15 protein-coding genes are annotated in these 15,971 nt (G+C 72.6%); 6 read left to right on the top strand and 9 right to left on the bottom strand.

Annotated elements, in window-relative coordinates; all coding sequences use genetic code 11:
• The first annotated feature begins 215 nt into the window (after positions 1 to 215).
• Complete coding sequence (locus tag ACWCRJ_RS07040; RefSeq protein WP_450938326.1) at positions 216 to 1,907, top strand: peroxidase family protein; 1,692 nt, start codon at positions 216 to 218, stop codon at positions 1,905 to 1,907.
• Positions 1,908 to 2,068: 161 nt separating this feature from the next.
• Here ACWCRJ_RS07040 and ACWCRJ_RS07035 read toward each other — a convergent pair whose 3' ends face one another.
• From ACWCRJ_RS07035 to ACWCRJ_RS07020, 4 genes are all read right to left on the bottom strand, one after another.
• Positions 2,069 to 2,491: an acyl-CoA thioesterase gene (locus tag ACWCRJ_RS07035; protein WP_450938325.1), complete on the bottom strand. Its 423-nt coding sequence runs from the start codon at positions 2,489 to 2,491 to the stop codon at positions 2,069 to 2,071.
• A 93-nt stretch (positions 2,492 to 2,584) separates the two neighbouring features.
• Positions 2,585 to 3,226, bottom strand: a complete 642-nt coding sequence (locus ACWCRJ_RS07030; protein WP_450938324.1) for a hypothetical protein — start codon at positions 3,224 to 3,226, stop codon at positions 2,585 to 2,587.
• 46 nt (positions 3,227 to 3,272) lie between these two features.
• Entirely contained in the window at positions 3,273 to 3,872 is a 600-nt protein-coding gene (locus tag ACWCRJ_RS07025) for a histidine phosphatase family protein (protein ID WP_450938323.1), read from the bottom strand.
• A 10-nt stretch (positions 3,873 to 3,882) separates the two neighbouring features.
• Complete coding sequence (locus ACWCRJ_RS07020) at positions 3,883 to 4,452, bottom strand: hypothetical protein (protein WP_450938322.1); 570 nt, start codon at positions 4,450 to 4,452, stop codon at positions 3,883 to 3,885.
• Positions 4,453 to 4,577: 125 nt separating this feature from the next.
• On the opposite strand from ACWCRJ_RS07020, the gene ACWCRJ_RS07015 reads away from it, so the two are divergent.
• Entirely contained in the window at positions 4,578 to 5,231 is a 654-nt protein-coding gene (locus ACWCRJ_RS07015; protein WP_450938321.1) for a class I SAM-dependent methyltransferase, read from the top strand.
• Positions 5,232 to 5,249: 18 nt separating this feature from the next.
• On the opposite strand, the gene ACWCRJ_RS07010 is transcribed toward ACWCRJ_RS07015, so the two are convergent.
• A complete protein-coding gene (locus tag ACWCRJ_RS07010; RefSeq protein WP_450938320.1) occupies positions 5,250 to 6,458 on the bottom strand; it encodes a pyridoxal phosphate-dependent aminotransferase in 1,209 nt (402 codons plus the stop codon).
• Positions 6,459 to 6,543: 85 nt separating this feature from the next.
• Between ACWCRJ_RS07010 and ACWCRJ_RS07005 the strand changes: the two genes are divergently transcribed.
• Positions 6,544 to 7,176 carry a winged helix-turn-helix transcriptional regulator gene (locus tag ACWCRJ_RS07005; RefSeq protein ID WP_450938319.1) on the top strand — a complete coding sequence of 211 codons (633 nt, stop codon included), beginning with the start codon at positions 6,544 to 6,546 and terminating at the stop codon, positions 7,174 to 7,176.
• Positions 7,177 to 7,383: 207 nt separating this feature from the next.
• Here ACWCRJ_RS07005 and ACWCRJ_RS07000 read toward each other — a convergent pair whose 3' ends face one another.
• The 3 genes from ACWCRJ_RS07000 to ACWCRJ_RS06990 form a co-directional block, all read right to left on the bottom strand.
• Complete coding sequence (locus tag ACWCRJ_RS07000) at positions 7,384 to 8,199, bottom strand: hypothetical protein (protein WP_450938318.1); 816 nt, start codon at positions 8,197 to 8,199, stop codon at positions 7,384 to 7,386.
• Positions 8,199 to 9,470 carry a VWA domain-containing protein gene (locus ACWCRJ_RS06995; RefSeq protein WP_450938317.1) on the bottom strand — a complete coding sequence of 424 codons (1,272 nt, stop codon included), beginning with the start codon at positions 9,468 to 9,470 and terminating at the stop codon, positions 8,199 to 8,201. The genes ACWCRJ_RS07000 and ACWCRJ_RS06995 overlap by 1 nt, the downstream gene beginning before the upstream one ends.
• Before the next feature lie 109 nt (positions 9,471 to 9,579).
• A complete protein-coding gene (locus tag ACWCRJ_RS06990; RefSeq protein WP_450938316.1) occupies positions 9,580 to 11,088 on the bottom strand; it encodes an IucA/IucC family protein in 1,509 nt (502 codons plus the stop codon).
• A 260-nt stretch (positions 11,089 to 11,348) separates the two neighbouring features.
• Between ACWCRJ_RS06990 and ACWCRJ_RS06985 the strand changes: the two genes are divergently transcribed.
• From ACWCRJ_RS06985 to ACWCRJ_RS06975, 3 genes are read left to right on the top strand one after another with little or no spacing between them, the layout of a single operon-like run.
• A complete protein-coding gene (locus tag ACWCRJ_RS06985; protein WP_450938315.1) occupies positions 11,349 to 12,953 on the top strand; it encodes an IucA/IucC family protein in 1,605 nt (534 codons plus the stop codon).
• A 34-nt stretch (positions 12,954 to 12,987) separates the two neighbouring features.
• On the top strand, positions 12,988 to 13,902 hold the full coding sequence (locus ACWCRJ_RS06980) for a HipA family kinase (protein ID WP_450938314.1): 915 nt from the start codon (positions 12,988 to 12,990) through the stop codon (positions 13,900 to 13,902).
• Positions 13,899 to 14,180, top strand: a complete 282-nt coding sequence (locus ACWCRJ_RS06975) for a SelT/SelW/SelH family protein (RefSeq protein ID WP_450938313.1) — start codon at positions 13,899 to 13,901, stop codon at positions 14,178 to 14,180. The genes ACWCRJ_RS06980 and ACWCRJ_RS06975 overlap by 4 nt, the downstream gene beginning before the upstream one ends.
• Before the next feature lie 5 nt (positions 14,181 to 14,185).
• Here ACWCRJ_RS06975 and aceB read toward each other — a convergent pair whose 3' ends face one another.
• Positions 14,186 to 15,820, bottom strand: a complete 1,635-nt coding sequence (aceB, locus tag ACWCRJ_RS06970; protein ID WP_450938312.1) for a malate synthase A — start codon at positions 15,818 to 15,820, stop codon at positions 14,186 to 14,188.
• Between the last annotated feature and the right edge of the window lie 151 nt (positions 15,821 to 15,971).

The raw sequence follows: 15,971 nt of genomic DNA, 5'->3' as shown, positions 1-15,971 counted from the left end.
CCGGGGGCGAAGACCCGTCGCTACGTCGATATGAGTAGATTGATACGAGTAGATTTCCTGGTTCGGGAACCTCGCTTCGCGGACGACACGTTGTCGGGAAGCAGGGATTTATCCGAATGATCGCTTCGCGTCCGGTGGGGGCCGGTACCGACGGAGAGAACCGGTAGATCCGGTTGTGACCGTTCGCGGAGCAGGGGGACAGAACGGGGACACCCATGGTGCATCGACACCATCGCGAGACCTACTACGTCGTCGACGAGGGCAGGATCCTGGAGTTCGAGAAGGGGGAGGCGGTCGCGCGCGTACCGAGCGCGACCGAGCAGCAGATGGCCTTCCGCTTCTCCCGGTTCGGCGGGAAGGGGGTCCAGCTCGACGAGGCGCTCCGCGCCAAGCTGGCCGAGGCCATGACCACGGGCACGGGCGGCGCCGACCCCGACTCGGGGGATCTCGGCGGCAAGGCGGTCCCGGCGGGCTTCACCTATCTCGGTCAGTTCGTCGACCACGACCTGACCCTGGACCGCACCCAGGTGGGGCTGGGCGAACCGGTCCCGGTCCAGGATCTGGTACAGGGCCGCAGCCCCGCCCTCGACCTCGACTCGCTCTACGGCCTGGGGCCGCACCACAGCAGCAGCGCCCGCTTCTACGAGTCCGGCGGGCGGCTGCGGACGGGCATCACACTCGGGGTGGGCTTCCCGCCCGAGTCGACGTCCAACACCGACCACGAGGGCTTCGATCTGCCGAGGGCCGGCGAGGCGGCCGGCGGCACCCGCGCGGACCGGCGCGCCGCGCTCATCCCGGACGCGCGCAACGACGAGAACCTGGCCGTCGGCCAGATCCACCTGGCCTTCATCCGCTTCCACAACCGCGTCGTCGACCTCCTCGCGGAGCGCGGAGTGCCCGAGCACCGGCTGTTCCAGGCGGCCCGGGACCTCGTCGTGAAGCACTACCAGTGGGTGCTGCGCACCGACTTCCTGCCGCGCATCGTCGATCCGGACATCGTCGAACGCGTCTTCACCCGAGGACGCCGGCACTTCGAACGCCCCGGCTACACCCGGCCGGGCGACCTGCCGACGATGCCGATCGAGTTCTCCGTCGCCGCCTACCGGCTCGGACACAGCATGGTGCGCGGGGCCTACCAGTGGAACAGCGTGTTCCGCGCGGGCGGTCCCGGCCCGATCGCCTCGCTCGGGCTGCTGTTCCGGTTCAGCGGCACGGCGGGCAACCTCACGCCGGGCCCGGACGACCTGAGCGACCTCGACGACCCGAACGCGGGGGAGAACCTGCGGCTGCCGAGCAACTGGATCGTCGACTTCCGGCGGCTGTTCGACTTCGGTGAGATCGGCCGGGACGACCTGGTCGTGCCCGTGGGCGAGTTCAACACCGCCAAGCGCCTCGACACGCTCCTCGTCGACCCGCTGTCCACCCTGCCGACCGGCACGTTCGACGGTCGTGGCCGCCCGGCCCCGCCGCCGATCCAGCGCAACCTCGCCTTCCGCAACCTCACGCGGGCCGCGATGGTCGAGCTGGCCACCGGGCCGCAGCTGGCCGCCCAGATGGGCTTCAAGCCGCTGACGGAGGACCAGATCCTGCGGGGCAACGGCGGCGCCGCGCTGGAGGGTCTCACCGACCCCGAGCGCGCCCAGCTCGTGGAGCACACACCGCTGTGGTTCTACGTCCTGCGCGAGGCCGAGGTGAACGAGGCCCGCCCCGGCAGGCTCACCGGCGTCGGCGGCACCCTCGTCGCCGAGGTCTTCCACCGTGCGATCGAGGGCAGCCGGAGGTCGATCGTGAAGCACCCGGGCTGGCGCCCGAGCCTCCCGTCCCACCGCAGGGGCAGGTTCACGATGACGGACCTGCTCCTCTTCGCCTTCGAGAACGACCCGGAGCTGCTCAACCCGCTGGGCTGAGCGCACACCTGTCCGGCACCCACCCGTCCGGCACGCATCCCGTCCGGCGCACCTTCCGTCCGCCACACGTCCCGTCCGGCGCGGGCCGGACGCCGTGACGCGACGGTCGCCGACCGGGCCGCGGGCGACGCCGCCCGAGGCCCGGTCGGCGGTGTGCGGCCTCACAGTCCGAACAGCGAGGGGTCCTTCGCCAGCGCCCGGAAGTACGCCCGCGGGTCGGCCACCAGCTTGCGGAGCTTGAGGTCCAGCAGGCCGCCCACGCCGGCGATCTCGGCCGCGACGGTGCCGTCCGTCCTGCGTACGGTCTGCTCGATGCGGAACGTCCTGCCCTCACCCCAGACGAAGACGCAGCTCACCTCGACCTCGTCGCCGGCCAGCAGTTCACGCCGGTAGCTGATGGTCGTCTCCAGCGCCACGGGCCCGACGCCCTTGGCCATCAGGTCGGCCTGGCGAATTCCGGCGGCCTGCAGCAGGGACCAGCGCGCGTGCTCGCCGTACTGCAGGTACACGCTCTGGTTCAGGTGCCCCTGCACATCGGTCTCGTACCCCCGCACGGTCACCGGAACGGAGAACGGCTCGGCCATGACTTCCCCCTACTGAAACTTGAGGCTGAAGCGAACGGAACGCGCGCACCACCTTACTGAGCGCTTGCTCAGCATCCCTCGCGCGGCCCGCCGCTAGGCCCGTCTCGGCGAGGCCAGCAGATACCGCTCCCGGGTGCGCGGATCGGTGTGCTCGCTCACCTGCCAGCCGGCCTTCTCCAGCGTGGCCGCGCAGGCCCCCAGCGTCGCCGTGTCCGGCTCCCGCACGGCGACGGCCTCCGGCTGGGGGGTGGCCCGCACGCGGTAACCCCCGCTCGCCGGGTCCGCGCCCGCCGGCCGGTGACCCGCGGCCTCAAGCGCCAGCGCGGCGGCCCGCACCAGATGCGCGCGCTCCCAGCCGCAGGGACGGTCCGTGGCACCGCCCGGATCGGTCATCCGGCGCAGCTCCAGGAGCCCCTGCCAGGCGCTGTGCACCTCACGGTCGCGGGCCGGCCCGCCGACGGCGGCCTCCTCACCCCCGACCCGCGCGGCGAAGACCCCGCTCTCGGTGGGGGCCGGTTCCTTCGGAACCGCCCGAGCGGCGTCGACGGGTGCCGTCTCCCGTACCCGGTGCCCGGCCGGTGTCAGGAAGTGGTCGTGCGGCGGGCGCGGATGACGGAAGGCCAGCCCCCGCTTCACCAGCGCGGCGAGCTGCGCCTGCGTACCCGTCAGCCGCCCGGTCACCGGCTCGGCGGCGTCGATGATCCGCCGCTGCGCGGCGGTCGGCGGTCGTGTCACGGCACCCTCCCTCACCCGAGCCCGCTGGGGTCACCCCACGCGAAGACTACGAGGGGGGTCTGACATTCCAGCCCGCGACGACCGGGCGTCCGTGCTCCGTGCCGAGGCGGCAGACCGTGCCCGTGGCCAGCTGGAACAGCGCGCCGCCGGAGGCGGGCAGGCCGAGATAGCGGGCCGTGAGGACCCGCAGGACGTGCCCGTGCGCCACGAGCACCACGCTCCCCTCGCTGTTCGCCAGCGCCGCGTGCGCCTTCGCCAGCATCCGGTCGGCGCGCGCCCCGACCTCCTCCGGGCTCTCGCCGGGATGCTCCGGCGGACCCGGCGTGACCCCGTCCGTGAACAGGAACCAGTCCGGCCGGGTGCGATGGATCTCGACGGTCGTGACGCCCTCGTACCCGCCGTAGTCCCACTCGACGAGATCCGCGTCGACGCGCGCGCCGGTGAGCCCGGCCAGCTCCGCGGTCTCCCGGGCCCGCTTCAGAGGACTCACGAAGACGGTGCCGACGCGGTGCGAGGCGAGCAGCGGGGCGAGACCGCTCGCCTGCTCGCGGCCGTGGTCCGTCAGTGAGATGTCGGTCCAGCTGGTGTGCTGCCCGGACGCCGACCACTCGGTCTCGCCGTGCCGCACCAGAAGAAGATCACCCATGCCCCCCAGGCTACGAGCCCGCCGCACCGACGCCATCCCGGCCGCCCCCCAGGGCGTGGGCCCACCGCTCCAGCTCCGTGAACTCCTCCTCCCGCAGCCCCCGGCGCGGATCGATCCGCAGCAGCAGGGCCGGTGTGCCGTGGTGCTCGGCCACATGCCGTACGTCGACGTCGGTGATCATGTCGTCGACCCAGACGAACGGCCGTCCCGCCGCCCACTCCAGGACCCGCCGGGTCTTCCAGTACAGCCCGTCGGCGTCCGTGGCGAAGAGGTTGCCGAACTCGATGACCGGCAGATCGCTCGGCAGCCCGATCACCGGCCCGATCATCTCGTTGGCCTCGTGCATCCAGGTCGTGGCCCACGCCAACTCGTAGGGCAGCGCGAGCAGTCGCTCCCCGTGCGCCGGGTTCAACCGGATCCGCAAACCCCGGCGCAGCCGGCGGGAGCCCGGTTTCTGCCGGGAGGACCAGTTCGCGGGATGCACCCGCCGGGTCACATAACCACGGGGACGCCACAGCCGGGCGCCGAAGGGATTGAGGGGACCGTCGACGTCGAGGAGGAGCAGGGGTCGGCTCGTCATGGGAAGGGTCTACCCATGACGGGCCGACGCCTCGCGTGCGTCCTCAACCGCCTTTGTGACGCGGGGCCGAAGCTCACCGATTGTTCCTCCGGCGCACCGCCGAGCGGGCGACTACTGTCGCGGGCATGGCCGACCACGATGTCCTCGCTGCCACGCGCGACGCCTACGACGCCGTCGCCTCGACCTATGCGCGGCTGTTCGGCGACTCGCTGCGGGACAGCCCCCTGGACCGCGCGATCCTGGGTGCCTTCGCCGAGGTCGCTCGGGCGAGCGGGGGCGGACGGGTCGCGGACCTGGGGTGTGGGCCCGGCCATGTCACCGCTCATCTCGCCGAGTCGGGGCTGGAGGCGTTCGGGGTCGACGCCTCGCCCGCGATGGTGGAGCTGGCCCGGCAGGCCCACCCCGGGCTGCGGTTCGAGGTGGGCTCGATGGCCGCGTTGGACATCGCGGACGGTGCGCTCGGCGGCGTACTGTCGCGTTGGTCCATCATCCACACCCCGCCGCACGAGGTCCCCGTCCTCCTCACGGAGTTCCACCGTGTGCTGGCACCCGGTGGCCACCTGCTCATCGGCTTCTCGGCGAGCGAGGGGCCGTCCCACCCCACGCAGGTCTTCGATCACACCGTCGCGCCCGCCCACCGGTGGTGGCCCGATCACCTCGCCGCGATGCTGCGCGCATCCGGGCTGGCCGAGGTCGCCCGGATGGTGCGCGAGCCGCAGCCCACCGATCGCAGGCAGTTCAAGGAGGTCCAACTGCTGGCCCGCAAGGCCGAGGAGTGACGCGTGCGACCGGGGCCGCTACTGCCGGTACCCGCTCAGGAACCGGCCGATCCGGCTGATCGCCGCGTCCAGGTCGTCCGCGTGGGGGAGGGTGAGGATGCGGAAGTGGTCGGGGGTGGGCCAGTTGAAGCCGGTGCCCTGGACGACCTGGATCTTCTCGCGCAGGAGCAGGTCGAGGACGAACTTCTCGTCGTCGTGGATCTTGTGGACCTTGGGGTCGAGCCGGGGGAAGGCGTAGAGGGCGCCCTTGGGCTTCACGCAGGAGACACCGGGGATCTCGTTGAGCTTCTGCCAGGCCACGTCGCGCTGTTCGTACAGGCGGCCACCGGGCGTGGTGAGGTCGGTGATGGACTGGCGGCCGCCGAGCGCGGCCTGGATGGCGTACTGGGCGGGCGCGTTGGCGCACAGCCGCATGGAGGCCAGCATCGTCAGGCCCTCCAGGTAGTCGCGGGCGTGCTGCCTGGGGCCGGTGACGACCAGCCAGCCGGAACGGAAGCCCGCGACGCGGTACGTCTTCGACAGGCCGCAGAAGGTGAGGACGACCAGGTCGGGGGCGAGCGCGGCGGCCGAGTGGTGCACGGCGTCGTCGTAGAGGATCTGGTCGTAGATCTCGTCGGCGAAGACCATCAGGCCGTGGCGGCGGGCGAGGTCGAGGATGCCCTCGATGATCTCCTTCGGGTACACCGCGCCGGTGGGGTTGTTGGGGTTGATGATGACGACGGCCCGGGTGCGGTCGGTGATCTTCGACGCCATGTCGTCGAGGTCCGGGTACCAGTCGGCCTGCTCGTCGCAGAGGTAGTGGACCGCCTTGCCGCCGGCGAGGGTGGTGACCGCCGTCCACAGGGGGAAGTCGGGGGCGGGAATCAGGATCTCGTCGCCGTCCTCGATCAGCGCCTGTACGGCCATGGAGACCAGCTCGGACACGCCGTTGCCGAGGAAGACGTCGTCCACGTCCACGTCGAGGCCGCGGTCCTGGTAGCGCTGGGCGACCGCGCGGCGGGCCGAGAGGATGCCGCGCGAGTCCGTGTAGCCGTGGGCCCGGGGGAGCATCCGGATCATGTCCTGGAGGATCTCCTCCGGTGCCTCGAAACCGAAGAGGGCGGGGTTGCCCGTGTTGAGGCGCAGGACGCTGTGGCCCGCCTCCTCCAGTGCGTCGGCGTGCTCGATCACGGGGCCGCGGATCTCGTAACAGACCTCGCTGAGCTTGCTCGACTGCCGGAACTCCATGCGCCCTCGCCCTCCGGTTCGTGTGTTGCTTGGTTTTACCAAGTAGGCGCTTGGAAAGTCCAACGACATGTCTAGACTGCGTTCCATGTCACCTCGCCGAAGCTACGACCAGTACTGCTCCGCCGCGCGGGCGCTCGACCTCGTCGGGGACCGCTGGACCCTGCTGATCGTGCGGGAGCTGCTGGCCGGGCCGCGTCGCTACACGGACCTGCACGCGGACCTGCCGGGGGTCAGCACGGACGTCCTCGCGTCGCGGCTGAAGGACATGGAGCGGGACGGGCTGACCACGCGCCGCCGGCTGCCGCCGCCGGGGGCGGCCTACGTCTACGAACTCACCCCGCGCGGGCGGGAGTTGCTGCCGGTGCTGCAGGCGCTCGGGGTGTGGGGCGAGTCCGCGCTCGGGGAGCGCCGGCCCACCGACGCCGTGCGGGCCCATTGGTTCGCGCTGCCGTTGCTGCGTGCGCTGGAGGGGGGCAGCGCGGGGCTGGTCGAAGTCCGGCTGGAGGAGGGGGAGTTCCACGTGCGGGTGGGCGCCGGGGAGGGGCCGGTGTACGGGGAGGGGGCCGCGCCGGGGGAGGCGGACGTGCGGCTGTCCCTCGACGCGGGCACCTGCGGTGTGCTCGGCCGGGGGGAGCTGGGGTTGCGTGAGGCCGTGCGGCGGGGGCTGGTCGAGGTGACGGGGGAGGGGGCGCTGGCGAAGGAGCTGCGGGACGCCTGAGGTTCATCGTCGACCGCGGCTCCGGTGGGGCTTCTCGCGCAGTACCCCGCGCCCCTGAAAACCCAGGCCCCGCAGGGCGTGCGGGTGGGGTGCAAGGGGCGCGGGGAACTGCGCGATCAGGCCCCGCCGGGCCCGCGGATGGGGGCGAGGGGTAGGGAAAGGCCCGCCGAACCGTGTCCTACGGTTCGGCGGGCCTGCCGCCACCGGTCAGGCGGCCGGGGGCGGTACCCGGGTCGGGCGGCCTGCGCCTCGGGTCAGGGTGTAGCCGCCGATACCCGCCAGCGCGGCCAGCGCGGCGCCCAGTGCCGTCCAGACCCAGCGGTCGCTCCACCAGCCCGAGGACCAGCCGTCGTCGGGTTCGAGGGAGGACAGGACGGCCCCCGTGGAGGAGTCGTCCTCGGCGTCCTCCTGCGCGGAGGTGACGGCGACACCGGGCACCAGCGGCCGCGCCAGCGAACCGTCGACGGCCGCGGCCCCGCCCATGTCCTTCGACTCGACCCCGACCTCGGTGCCGACGGGCAGCCCCAGATCGGCCGTGGCCACCCGGACCGTGGTGAGGCGGACGTAGTACGTGCCCGGCAGCGGATCGTCGGCCCACGGCTCCGACCAGGCGCGCACCGTGCGCAGGGTGCAGGCCAGCTCGACGGAGGCCGCCCCCGCCCCGGCGGTCCGGGTCTGCGCCCCGTACTGACAGGCCTGGCGGCGCCGCAGCCCGTCGTACACGTCGATCTGCCAGGTGGAGGCGGTCCCGGCGCCCTCGGGCAGCTTGACGGTCGCCCGTACGGTGGGCCGTTGGCCGGCGTCGGCCGGGAACGACCAGTACAGGTAGTCGCCGGTCGAGGCGCTCGCCGTCGCGGTCTGCCCCTGCTCGAACTCCGTGGCCGTACGGAAGGAGGTGCCCGCCTTCGTCGGCGCGTCACCGTCCTTCGCGGGGCTCGCGGAGGGGGTGGTGTCGGCGACGGCCGGGGACACGGCCAGGCCCAGCATCAGCAGGGCAGCGCCCAGCACACGTGTGATCCGCATCAGTTGGTCCTCCAGACCGCGAGCCGCCAGCGCGACAGCCAGCCCCACAGCACACCCGCGAGGAACCCGGCGAGCACCAGCACACCGAGCAGCCACCAGCCGCGGCCGAGGCCGAAGGAGGCCACGTCGCCGGCCCGGTCGGGCCCCTCCACGACGTCGACGGTGATTTCGAGCGGCAGACCGGGCGTGGTCTTCACACCGGCCGTCGGTGAGTAGGAGTGGGTCACCTGAAGACACACGGTCTCGGCGCCGTCCGCGCCGTCGTCCTCGTCCTCGGCCTCCGCCTTCGGGTAGCGCAGACCGGTCGAGATGACGTCCGTACGGCCGTTCCCGGCCGCCTCACCGCGCACGATCTCGCGGTTCTTGGTGGTCACCGCGCGCAGCAGCACCCCGTAGTCCGGGTTGACGTCACGGTCGGCCGCGACGCTCACCGAGGCGCGCAGTTCCTGGCCGGGCTTCACGTCCACGCGGTACCAGCGCTGCCGTGCGAACTCCTCACGGTCGGTGTACAGCCCCGACGTGAGCGTCGGCGCCTCCGCGCACGCCTCGGCGCCCTCGACGGCTTTCGGCACGACCACCGGGTCGGCGGCGCGGTCGACCAACTGGTTGACGCGGTCGGTGAGTTCGTCGCCGTGCTCGATCGAGGTGTACGTGCCGCCGGTCGCCTCGGCGATACAGCTCAGCTGGAGCCGCATCTTGGCGTTCGGGACCAGGCCGAGCGTGTCGATGGTCAGGCCGATGCCCTTCGCCGCGATCTCCCGGGCCACCTCGCACGGGTCGAGCGGGGCGCAGGTGTCCTCACCGTCGCTGATCAGCACGATGCGCTTGGTGCCCTCGCCGCCCTCCAGGTCGTCGGCCGCCTTCAGCAGCGCCGGGCCGATCGGGGTCCAGCCGGTCGGTGCGAGCGTCGCCACCGCCGTCTTCGCCTCGGTGCGGTCCAGCGGCCCCACCGGATAGAGCTGCGCGGTGTCCTTGCAGCCCGTCTTCCGGTCGTCGCCCGGGTAGTCGGCGCCCAGGGTACGGATGCCGAGCTGGACCTCCTCGGGCGTGGCGTCCAGTACCTCGTTGAACGCCTGCTTCGCCGCGGACATACGGGACTGGCCGTCGATGTCCTTGGCCCGCATCGAACCGCTGACGTCCAGCAGGAGGTTGACCTTGGGCGCGGTGGCCGAAATCTCGTCGGCGACTGCCGTAAACGGGACCGCGATCCCGGCCGTCAGGACGGCGAGCAGGAGGAACACCCCTGTCGCCGGCCTTTGTCTTGTGATCATCGGCGGATCCTATTGATCCAGAGGGTCACGCTTCAAAACGAGACCGCCTGTTGACGATCCGTTCACCGGACGGACGACGCCCGGGCACGGCCCCTTTCGGCCCCGCCGCTCACCCCAGCGGACTCGGCATCTCCGCCCAGATGTCGCCGGGCCGCTCCGGCGAAAGGCGCATCAGCGTCAACGCCTTCGTCGGTACGGGCCCCTCCAGCAATGTGCCCAGATCGGGCGTGCGCGGCAGATCCCGTACGGCGGCGAGGAGCGCCTCGCGCAGCACGGGCGTCGAACCGGCGGTCGCGCCCAGCGTGCCCGTGATCAGGGCGCCGAACAGCTTGCGGCGCAGGGTGGTCTCGTCGTCCGTGATGATGCGGCCGGTCATGGCCGGGGCGGGGATGCCGTGCCGGGCGAGGCGGGCGGGGCTGACCCGGATGTCCGCGAGGTCCCGGTAGACGAGGCGGCGGGGGGCACCCGAGGGGGACAGGACCACCAGGAGGTTCTGTCCGTGCGCCTCCAGGGCCACGCCCAGGTCGAGAAGCCGGAGGGAGACCGTGAGTGCGAGACGGGCGAAGTCCGCCAGCCAGGACGGCGACCGGGGCAGCCCGGTCGCCGCGAGCGCGGCCACCGGCAGGACCCGTTCGCCGGTCGCCGTGTCCGCGTACGTCTCCGGCGACTCCCGCAGCACCGCCGCGAGATCGGGCGAACCGGCGGTGACCGCGCCGAGGGTGCGTGTGACGTGCAGCAGTCCCCCGGTGCGGGCGGCGACCTCCGCCATGAAGTCCGACACGATCGCGGACGTCTCGATCGAGTAGACCGAGATGTCCCGGACGGACGAGGTCAGCCGGGCGCTCAGTGCCGTCTTGACGTGCGGGCCGCCGTCCGCGAGGGCGAGGGTGCGCAGGGACATCAGCGGATGCGCCTCGATCACCTCCCCCGGCATCCCCGGCGGGCACTTGAGCACATGGGCCGCCTGCCACGGATGCACCGGAACCAGCACCCGCCCGCCGTCCCGGAACTCGGCCGGCCACTCCCCGACGACCAGCGCGTCCTCCACCGGGGTCAGCCCCAGCCGTACGACCTGCCGGTGCTCGGGCCCGTAGGCGAGCTGGTCGCCGGCCGAGAAACCGGGCCGGGAACGGCAGTTGGGGTGGAAGGGGTGACCGTCGACGATCCGCTGCTCCCACTCCCAACTGGTGACCGGGTCGGCGACGGACTCCGCCCGATCGGCGCGGGAGAGCGCCAACGAGGCCACGCTGTGGTCGAGTTCGACCGAGAAGGCCGCGCTGTGCGGCACCGCCAGGGCGGTCATGAGCCGCGCGGGACGGGCGTAGGACCGCTCGTCGAGCCACACCTCCTCGGTGTGCGCGTCGGTGCCGTACGGGTCCACGGCCGGGCCGTGCATCCGGCGGCCGTCGGCGAGGTGGAGCGTGACCCCGTCGCCGCCGGTGTCCCGGCGGACCACCCACGGCAGCGGCTCATGGACGAGGCCGCGCCACAGCCGGGACAGCACCGCCGCCCGGGCGCCGGGCAGGGCGGCGGTGTACGGCAGCGTCAGATCGGGGCGCTGGGCGCCCAACTCGGCGCCCAGCGCCGCCTCGGCGTCGGACAACGGGTGACGGTCCACGGACGGGCTCCTCGGTGAGGGACGGGCACGGCACCCGCATCGGTATCGACATCGGCGTACGACCACTGCCCGCCCGCCTCCGCCGCGACGCCCGACGGCAGCGCGGCGCGGCCCACATGGCCGCTTCGCGACGCCGACGCGCACGACCCGCCCCCGCGGGGGACGGCCCGTGGCCGTTTCCCGCCGGAACCGCACCCGACAGCCTCACGACGCGGAGCGACGGGCAGACATACTGATCACGAGTGCACCGTAAGGAACGAATGGACCCCGTGGACACCGACCCGCCTCGTGACACCACCGGCCTGCCCGGTGCCACCCCCGATCCGCCCCGCGACGCCACGGCTCTCGCCGCCGACGCGTACGCCGCCGCTCCGCTGCTCAACTGCCTTCTGCGGGAGGCGGCGGAGCCCGTCGAGGCGGCGGGTGGGGCCGTGGTGCATCGCCTCCGGGCCGGGGGGCGGCTTGTGCGGGTACGGGGCACCCGGCGTCCCGCCCACCCCGAGGTGCGTGCGGCGGGGGCGTGGCAGGCGCTCGGCCACGCCGAACTCGTCGAACTCGCCGCCGAGGAACTCCGCGCTCTCACCGGACTGTCCAACCCCGACCTGCCCGCCGAGATGCTCGACAGCCGCGAGGCCGTGGCCGCCCTCCTCGCCGCGCGCGCCCGCACGCCGGCGCCCGAGGACCCGTACCGGCGCTCCGAGCAGTCCCTGATCACCGGCCACCCGTTCCATCCCGCGCCCAAGGCCCGCGGCGGCGGCCCGGTCGCCGGCTGGCTGCCGTACGCGCCCGAGGCGTACGCCGCCTTCCCGCTGGTCCTTCTCGGGGTCCGTGCGGACGCGGTGGTCGAGGAGGGCGACACCGGTGCCCTCGACGCGCTCGGCGCGGCCCCGCCCGGCTACCGGCTCCTGCCCGCCCATCCCTGGCAACTCGATCTCGTGGGAGCGGAGTTGGCCGAGGCGTTCGCCGACGGCCGCCTCGTACGCCTCGGCCGGACCGACGCCGAGGTGTGGCCGACGGCGGCGATCCGCACGGTGTACGTGCCCGAGGTCCCGCCCGGGGCCGGTCCAGCCGCTTCCGACCTCTTCCTCAAGTTCAGCCTGGACGTGCGGATCACCAACGACATCCGCCGCCTGTGGCGCCACGACCTGCTCAGGCTGCGCCGGACGGACCGGGCGGTCGTCGGCGCCTTCGCCGGGTCGCCCGGTGCGTGGCTCGGCGACCGCGGGTACCGCACCGCCGAATTCGCCTTCGAGGAGCTGGCGGTCCTGGTCCGGGACGGCCTCGGCGGCCAGGTGCCCCCCGGCACGACCCCCCTCCTCGCCGCCGCCCTCACCGAGGACGGCGACGCCTTCCCGGACAACCCGCTGGCCCGCGCCGCCGACCCCGGCGCCTGGTGGGAGGCGTACCTGCGCGCGGTCGTCCCGCCGGCCCTGGCCGCCTTCCACGGCCACGGGGTCGTCCTGGAGGCCCACCTGCAGAACACCCTCGTCGTCTGCGGCCCCTCGGGGACGCCCGTGCGGGCCCTCTACCGCGACGCCGAGGGCGTGAAGCTCCTCCCGGAGGTGACGCGCGAGGCGGGCTGGGAACGGCTGGTCTACTGCCTGTTCGTCAACAACATCCTGGAGATCGCCGCGGCCCTGGCCGAACACCACCCCGGGTGCGACCCCTGGCCCGCCGTACGGAAGGAGTTGGCGTGCCACGGCGAGGTACCGGAGGTCGCCGGCCTCCTCGACTCGCCCACGCTGCCGGGCAAGACGAACCTGCTGCTGAGGTGGACGGGGGCCGACGGCGCGGACGCGCGTTACCTGCCGCTGCCCAACCCGTTCGGGCGGACGTCCGGCCGAGGCGGGCGACCGTCCGTCTGAACGTCCGGACGCCCGCTGATCTACAGTGGCCGGTGTGCTGCGCGAAGTGACCGCTGTTCGATACGTGACCCCGCTGCGGGCGGGCGGCTCGGTTCCCGGAGTCGTCGAGGCCGACGACCTGGGGACGTACGTCGTGAAGTTCACCGGCTCCGCGCAGGGGCGCAAGGCGCTGGTCGCCGAGGTGATCGTCGGCGAGCTGGCGAGGGCGCTCGGCCTGCGCTTCCCCGAGCTGGTCCTCGCGCACTTCGACCCGGCGATCGCCGAGAGCGAGCCCCACCAGGAGGTGCGGGAACTGCACGGCGCGAGCGCCGGCCTCAACCTCGGCATGGACTATCTGCCGGGCGCGCAGGACTTCACCCCGGAGGTCGCGAAGGAGTTCCGGGTGGACTCCCTCGAAGCCGGCCGGATCGTCTGGCTCGACGCGCTCACCGTCAACGTCGACCGCACCGTGCACAGCTCGAACCTCATGGTCTGGCCCACGCTCGGCGTCGCGCCCGCGCGGCTCTGGCTGATCGACCACGGCGCGGCCCTCGTCTTCCACCACCGCTGGGACGCCTCCGACCCCGCCAAGGCGTACGACTTCCGCCACCACGCGCTCGGCCACTACGCCCCCGACGTGCGCGCGGCGGACGCCGAACTCGCGCCGAAGGTGACGGAGGAACTGCTGCGGCGGATCGTCGCCGAGGTCCCGGACGCCTGGCTGCCCACCGAGGACGGCTTCGCCTCGCCCGACGAGGTCCGCGACGCCTACGTCCGCTACCTCCACGCACGCGCGGGTGCCTCGGCCGCCTGGCTCCCCACCGACTTCCCCACCCGGGAGGAACTCGCCGCCGAGCAGGCCCTGCGCGCGGCGAAGACCCGGCGAGACCGCCCGAACTGGCTGAAACAGGTCCCCGACCTGCACGGCGAGCCGGCGGCCGAACAGGACTGGTCGGTGCATCTCGGATGAGCCCCGTCGTACAGATCGAGTACTGCACCCGGTGCCGCTGGCTGCCGCGCGCGGCCTGGCTCGCGCAGGAACTGCTCACCACCTTCGAGACGGAGCTGACCGAGCTGTCGCTCAAGCCCGGCACCGGTGGCGTCTTCGTCGTCCGGGTCGACGACGAGGTGGTGTGGGACCGCCGCGACCAGGGCTTCCCGGAGCCGACGGCCGTCAAGCAGGCCGTACGCGACCGAGTGGCCCCGGGAAGGTCCCTGGGCCACTCGGACGGGCCGGCGGGGGAGTAGGGCGGTCAGCCCTTGAGCTGCTCGTACGCCGGGAGGGTCAGGAAGTCGGCGTAGTCCTCGTCGAGGGCGACCTGGAGGAGCAGGTCGTGGGCCTGCTGCCAGTGGCCGGCCGTGAAGGCCTCCTCGCCGATCTCGGCGCGGACGGCGGCCAGTTCGCCGGCCGCGACCTCGCGGGCCAGCTCCGGCGTCACCTTCACCGTGCTCCCGTCGTGCTCGAACTCGACGCCCGCGTTGATCCACTGCCAGATCTGGGAGCGGGAGATCTCGGCGGTGGCCGCGTCCTCCATGAGGTTGAAGATGGCGACCGCGCCGAGACCGCGCAGCCAGGCCTCGATGTACCGGATGCCGACCTGCACGGCGTTGACGAATCCGGCGTACGTCGGCCGGGCGTCCAGGGAGTCGACGGCGATCAGGTCGGCGGCCTTGACGTCGACGTCCTCGCGGAGGCGGTCCTTCTGGTTCGGCCGGTCGCCGAGGACCGCGTCGAAGGAGGCCATGGCGATCGGCACCAGGTCGGGGTGGGCGACCCAGGAACCGTCGAAGCCGTCGTTCGCCTCGCGGTCCTTGTCGGCCTTGACCTTCTCGAACGCGACCTTGTTGACCTCCTCGTCGCGCCGCGAGGGAATGAAAGCGGCCATGCCGCCGATCGCGTGCGCGCCGCGCTTGTGACAGGTGCGGACGAGGAGTTCGGTGTACGCCCGCATGAACGGGGCCGTCATCGTGACCGCGTTGCGGTCCGGGAGGACGAACTTGGCCCCGCCGTCACGGAAGTTCTTCACGATGGAGAAGAGGTAGTCCCAGCGGCCCGCGTTCAGCCCCGAGGCGTGGTCGCGGAGTTCGTAGAGGATCTCCTCCATCTCGTACGCGGCCGTGATCGTCTCGATCAGGACGGTCGCGCGGACGGTGCCCCGCGGGATGCCGAGGTGGTCCTGTGCGAAGACGAAGACCTCGTTCCAGAGGCGGGCCTCCAGGTGCGACTCCGTCTTCGGCAGGTAGAAGTACGGGCCCTTGCCGAGGTCCAGCAGCCGCTGGGCGTTGTGGAAGAAGTACAGGCCGAAGTCGACGAGCGCGCCGGGGACGGGGGTGCCGTCGGCGTCGACGAGGTGCCGCTCGTCGAGGTGCCAGCCGCGCGGGCGCATGACGACCGTCGCCAGTTCCTCGTTCGGGCGCAGGGCGTACGACTTGCCGGTGCGCTCGTCGGTGAAGTCGATGCTCCGGGTGTACGCGTCGGCCATGTTCACCTGGCCGAGGACCACGTTCTCCCAGGTGGGCGCGGAGGCGTCCTCGAAGTCCGCGAGCCAGATCCGGGCCCCGGAGTTCAGGGCGTTGATCGTCATCTTGCGGTCGGTGGGGCCGGTGATCTCGACGCGGCGGTCGTCCAGCGCTGCGGGGGAGGGGGCCACCCTCCACGAGTCGTCGGCGCGGATCGCGGCGGTCTCCGGAAGGAAGTCGAGCGTGGCGGTGCGGGCGATCTCGGCGCGCCGCTCCGCGCGGCGGGCCAGCAGCTCGTCACGCCGGGGCGTGAACCGGCGGTGCAGTTCGGCCACGAACGCGAGGGCGGCCTCGGTGAGGACCTCGTCCTGGCGGGGCAGGGGCTCGGCGTCGACGATGGCCAGCGGGGACGGCGCTGGTGCGGACATGAGCGGTCACTTCCTTCAGCGGGCGCGGCACCGGGTGTCGGTCGACCCGGGTGGGGCGGTGAACGCCCGCGGATGAGTCGGGCGCTTCTGAACAGTGGATACTAGTTTCCTCATGGTGGAAGTTCAATCTTTTGTTGATGTCGAGATTCTT

This window comes from Streptomyces sp. NPDC002324, assembly GCF_053593335.1.
The sequence above is the reverse complement of the archived record's forward strand: the minus strand, read 5'-3'. Positions and strand labels throughout refer to the sequence as shown.

Coding starts and splice junctions, on each gene's coding strand:
- ACWCRJ_RS07000 (WP_450938318.1), bottom strand. CDS start 8,199: ATGCGGATCACACGTGTGCTGGGCGCTGCCCTGCTGATGCTGGGCCTG.
- ACWCRJ_RS07005 (WP_450938319.1), top strand. CDS start 6,544: ATGTCACCTCGCCGAAGCTACGACCAGTACTGCTCCGCCGCGCGGGCG.
- ACWCRJ_RS06975 (WP_450938313.1), top strand. CDS start 13,899: ATGAGCCCCGTCGTACAGATCGAGTACTGCACCCGGTGCCGCTGGCTG.
- ACWCRJ_RS06995 (WP_450938317.1), bottom strand. CDS start 9,470: ATGATCACAAGACAAAGGCCGGCGACAGGGGTGTTCCTCCTGCTCGCC.
- ACWCRJ_RS07015 (WP_450938321.1), top strand. CDS start 4,578: ATGGCCGACCACGATGTCCTCGCTGCCACGCGCGACGCCTACGACGCC.
- ACWCRJ_RS07035 (WP_450938325.1), bottom strand. CDS start 2,491: ATGGCCGAGCCGTTCTCCGTTCCGGTGACCGTGCGGGGGTACGAGACC.
- ACWCRJ_RS06985 (WP_450938315.1), top strand. CDS start 11,349: ATGGACCCCGTGGACACCGACCCGCCTCGTGACACCACCGGCCTGCCC.
- ACWCRJ_RS07020 (WP_450938322.1), bottom strand. CDS start 4,452: ATGACGAGCCGACCCCTGCTCCTCCTCGACGTCGACGGTCCCCTCAAT.
- aceB (WP_450938312.1), bottom strand. CDS start 15,820: ATGTCCGCACCAGCGCCGTCCCCGCTGGCCATCGTCGACGCCGAGCCC.
- ACWCRJ_RS07025 (WP_450938323.1), bottom strand. CDS start 3,872: ATGGGTGATCTTCTTCTGGTGCGGCACGGCGAGACCGAGTGGTCGGCG.
- ACWCRJ_RS07040 (WP_450938326.1), top strand. CDS start 216: ATGGTGCATCGACACCATCGCGAGACCTACTACGTCGTCGACGAGGGC.
- ACWCRJ_RS07010 (WP_450938320.1), bottom strand. CDS start 6,458: ATGGAGTTCCGGCAGTCGAGCAAGCTCAGCGAGGTCTGTTACGAGATC.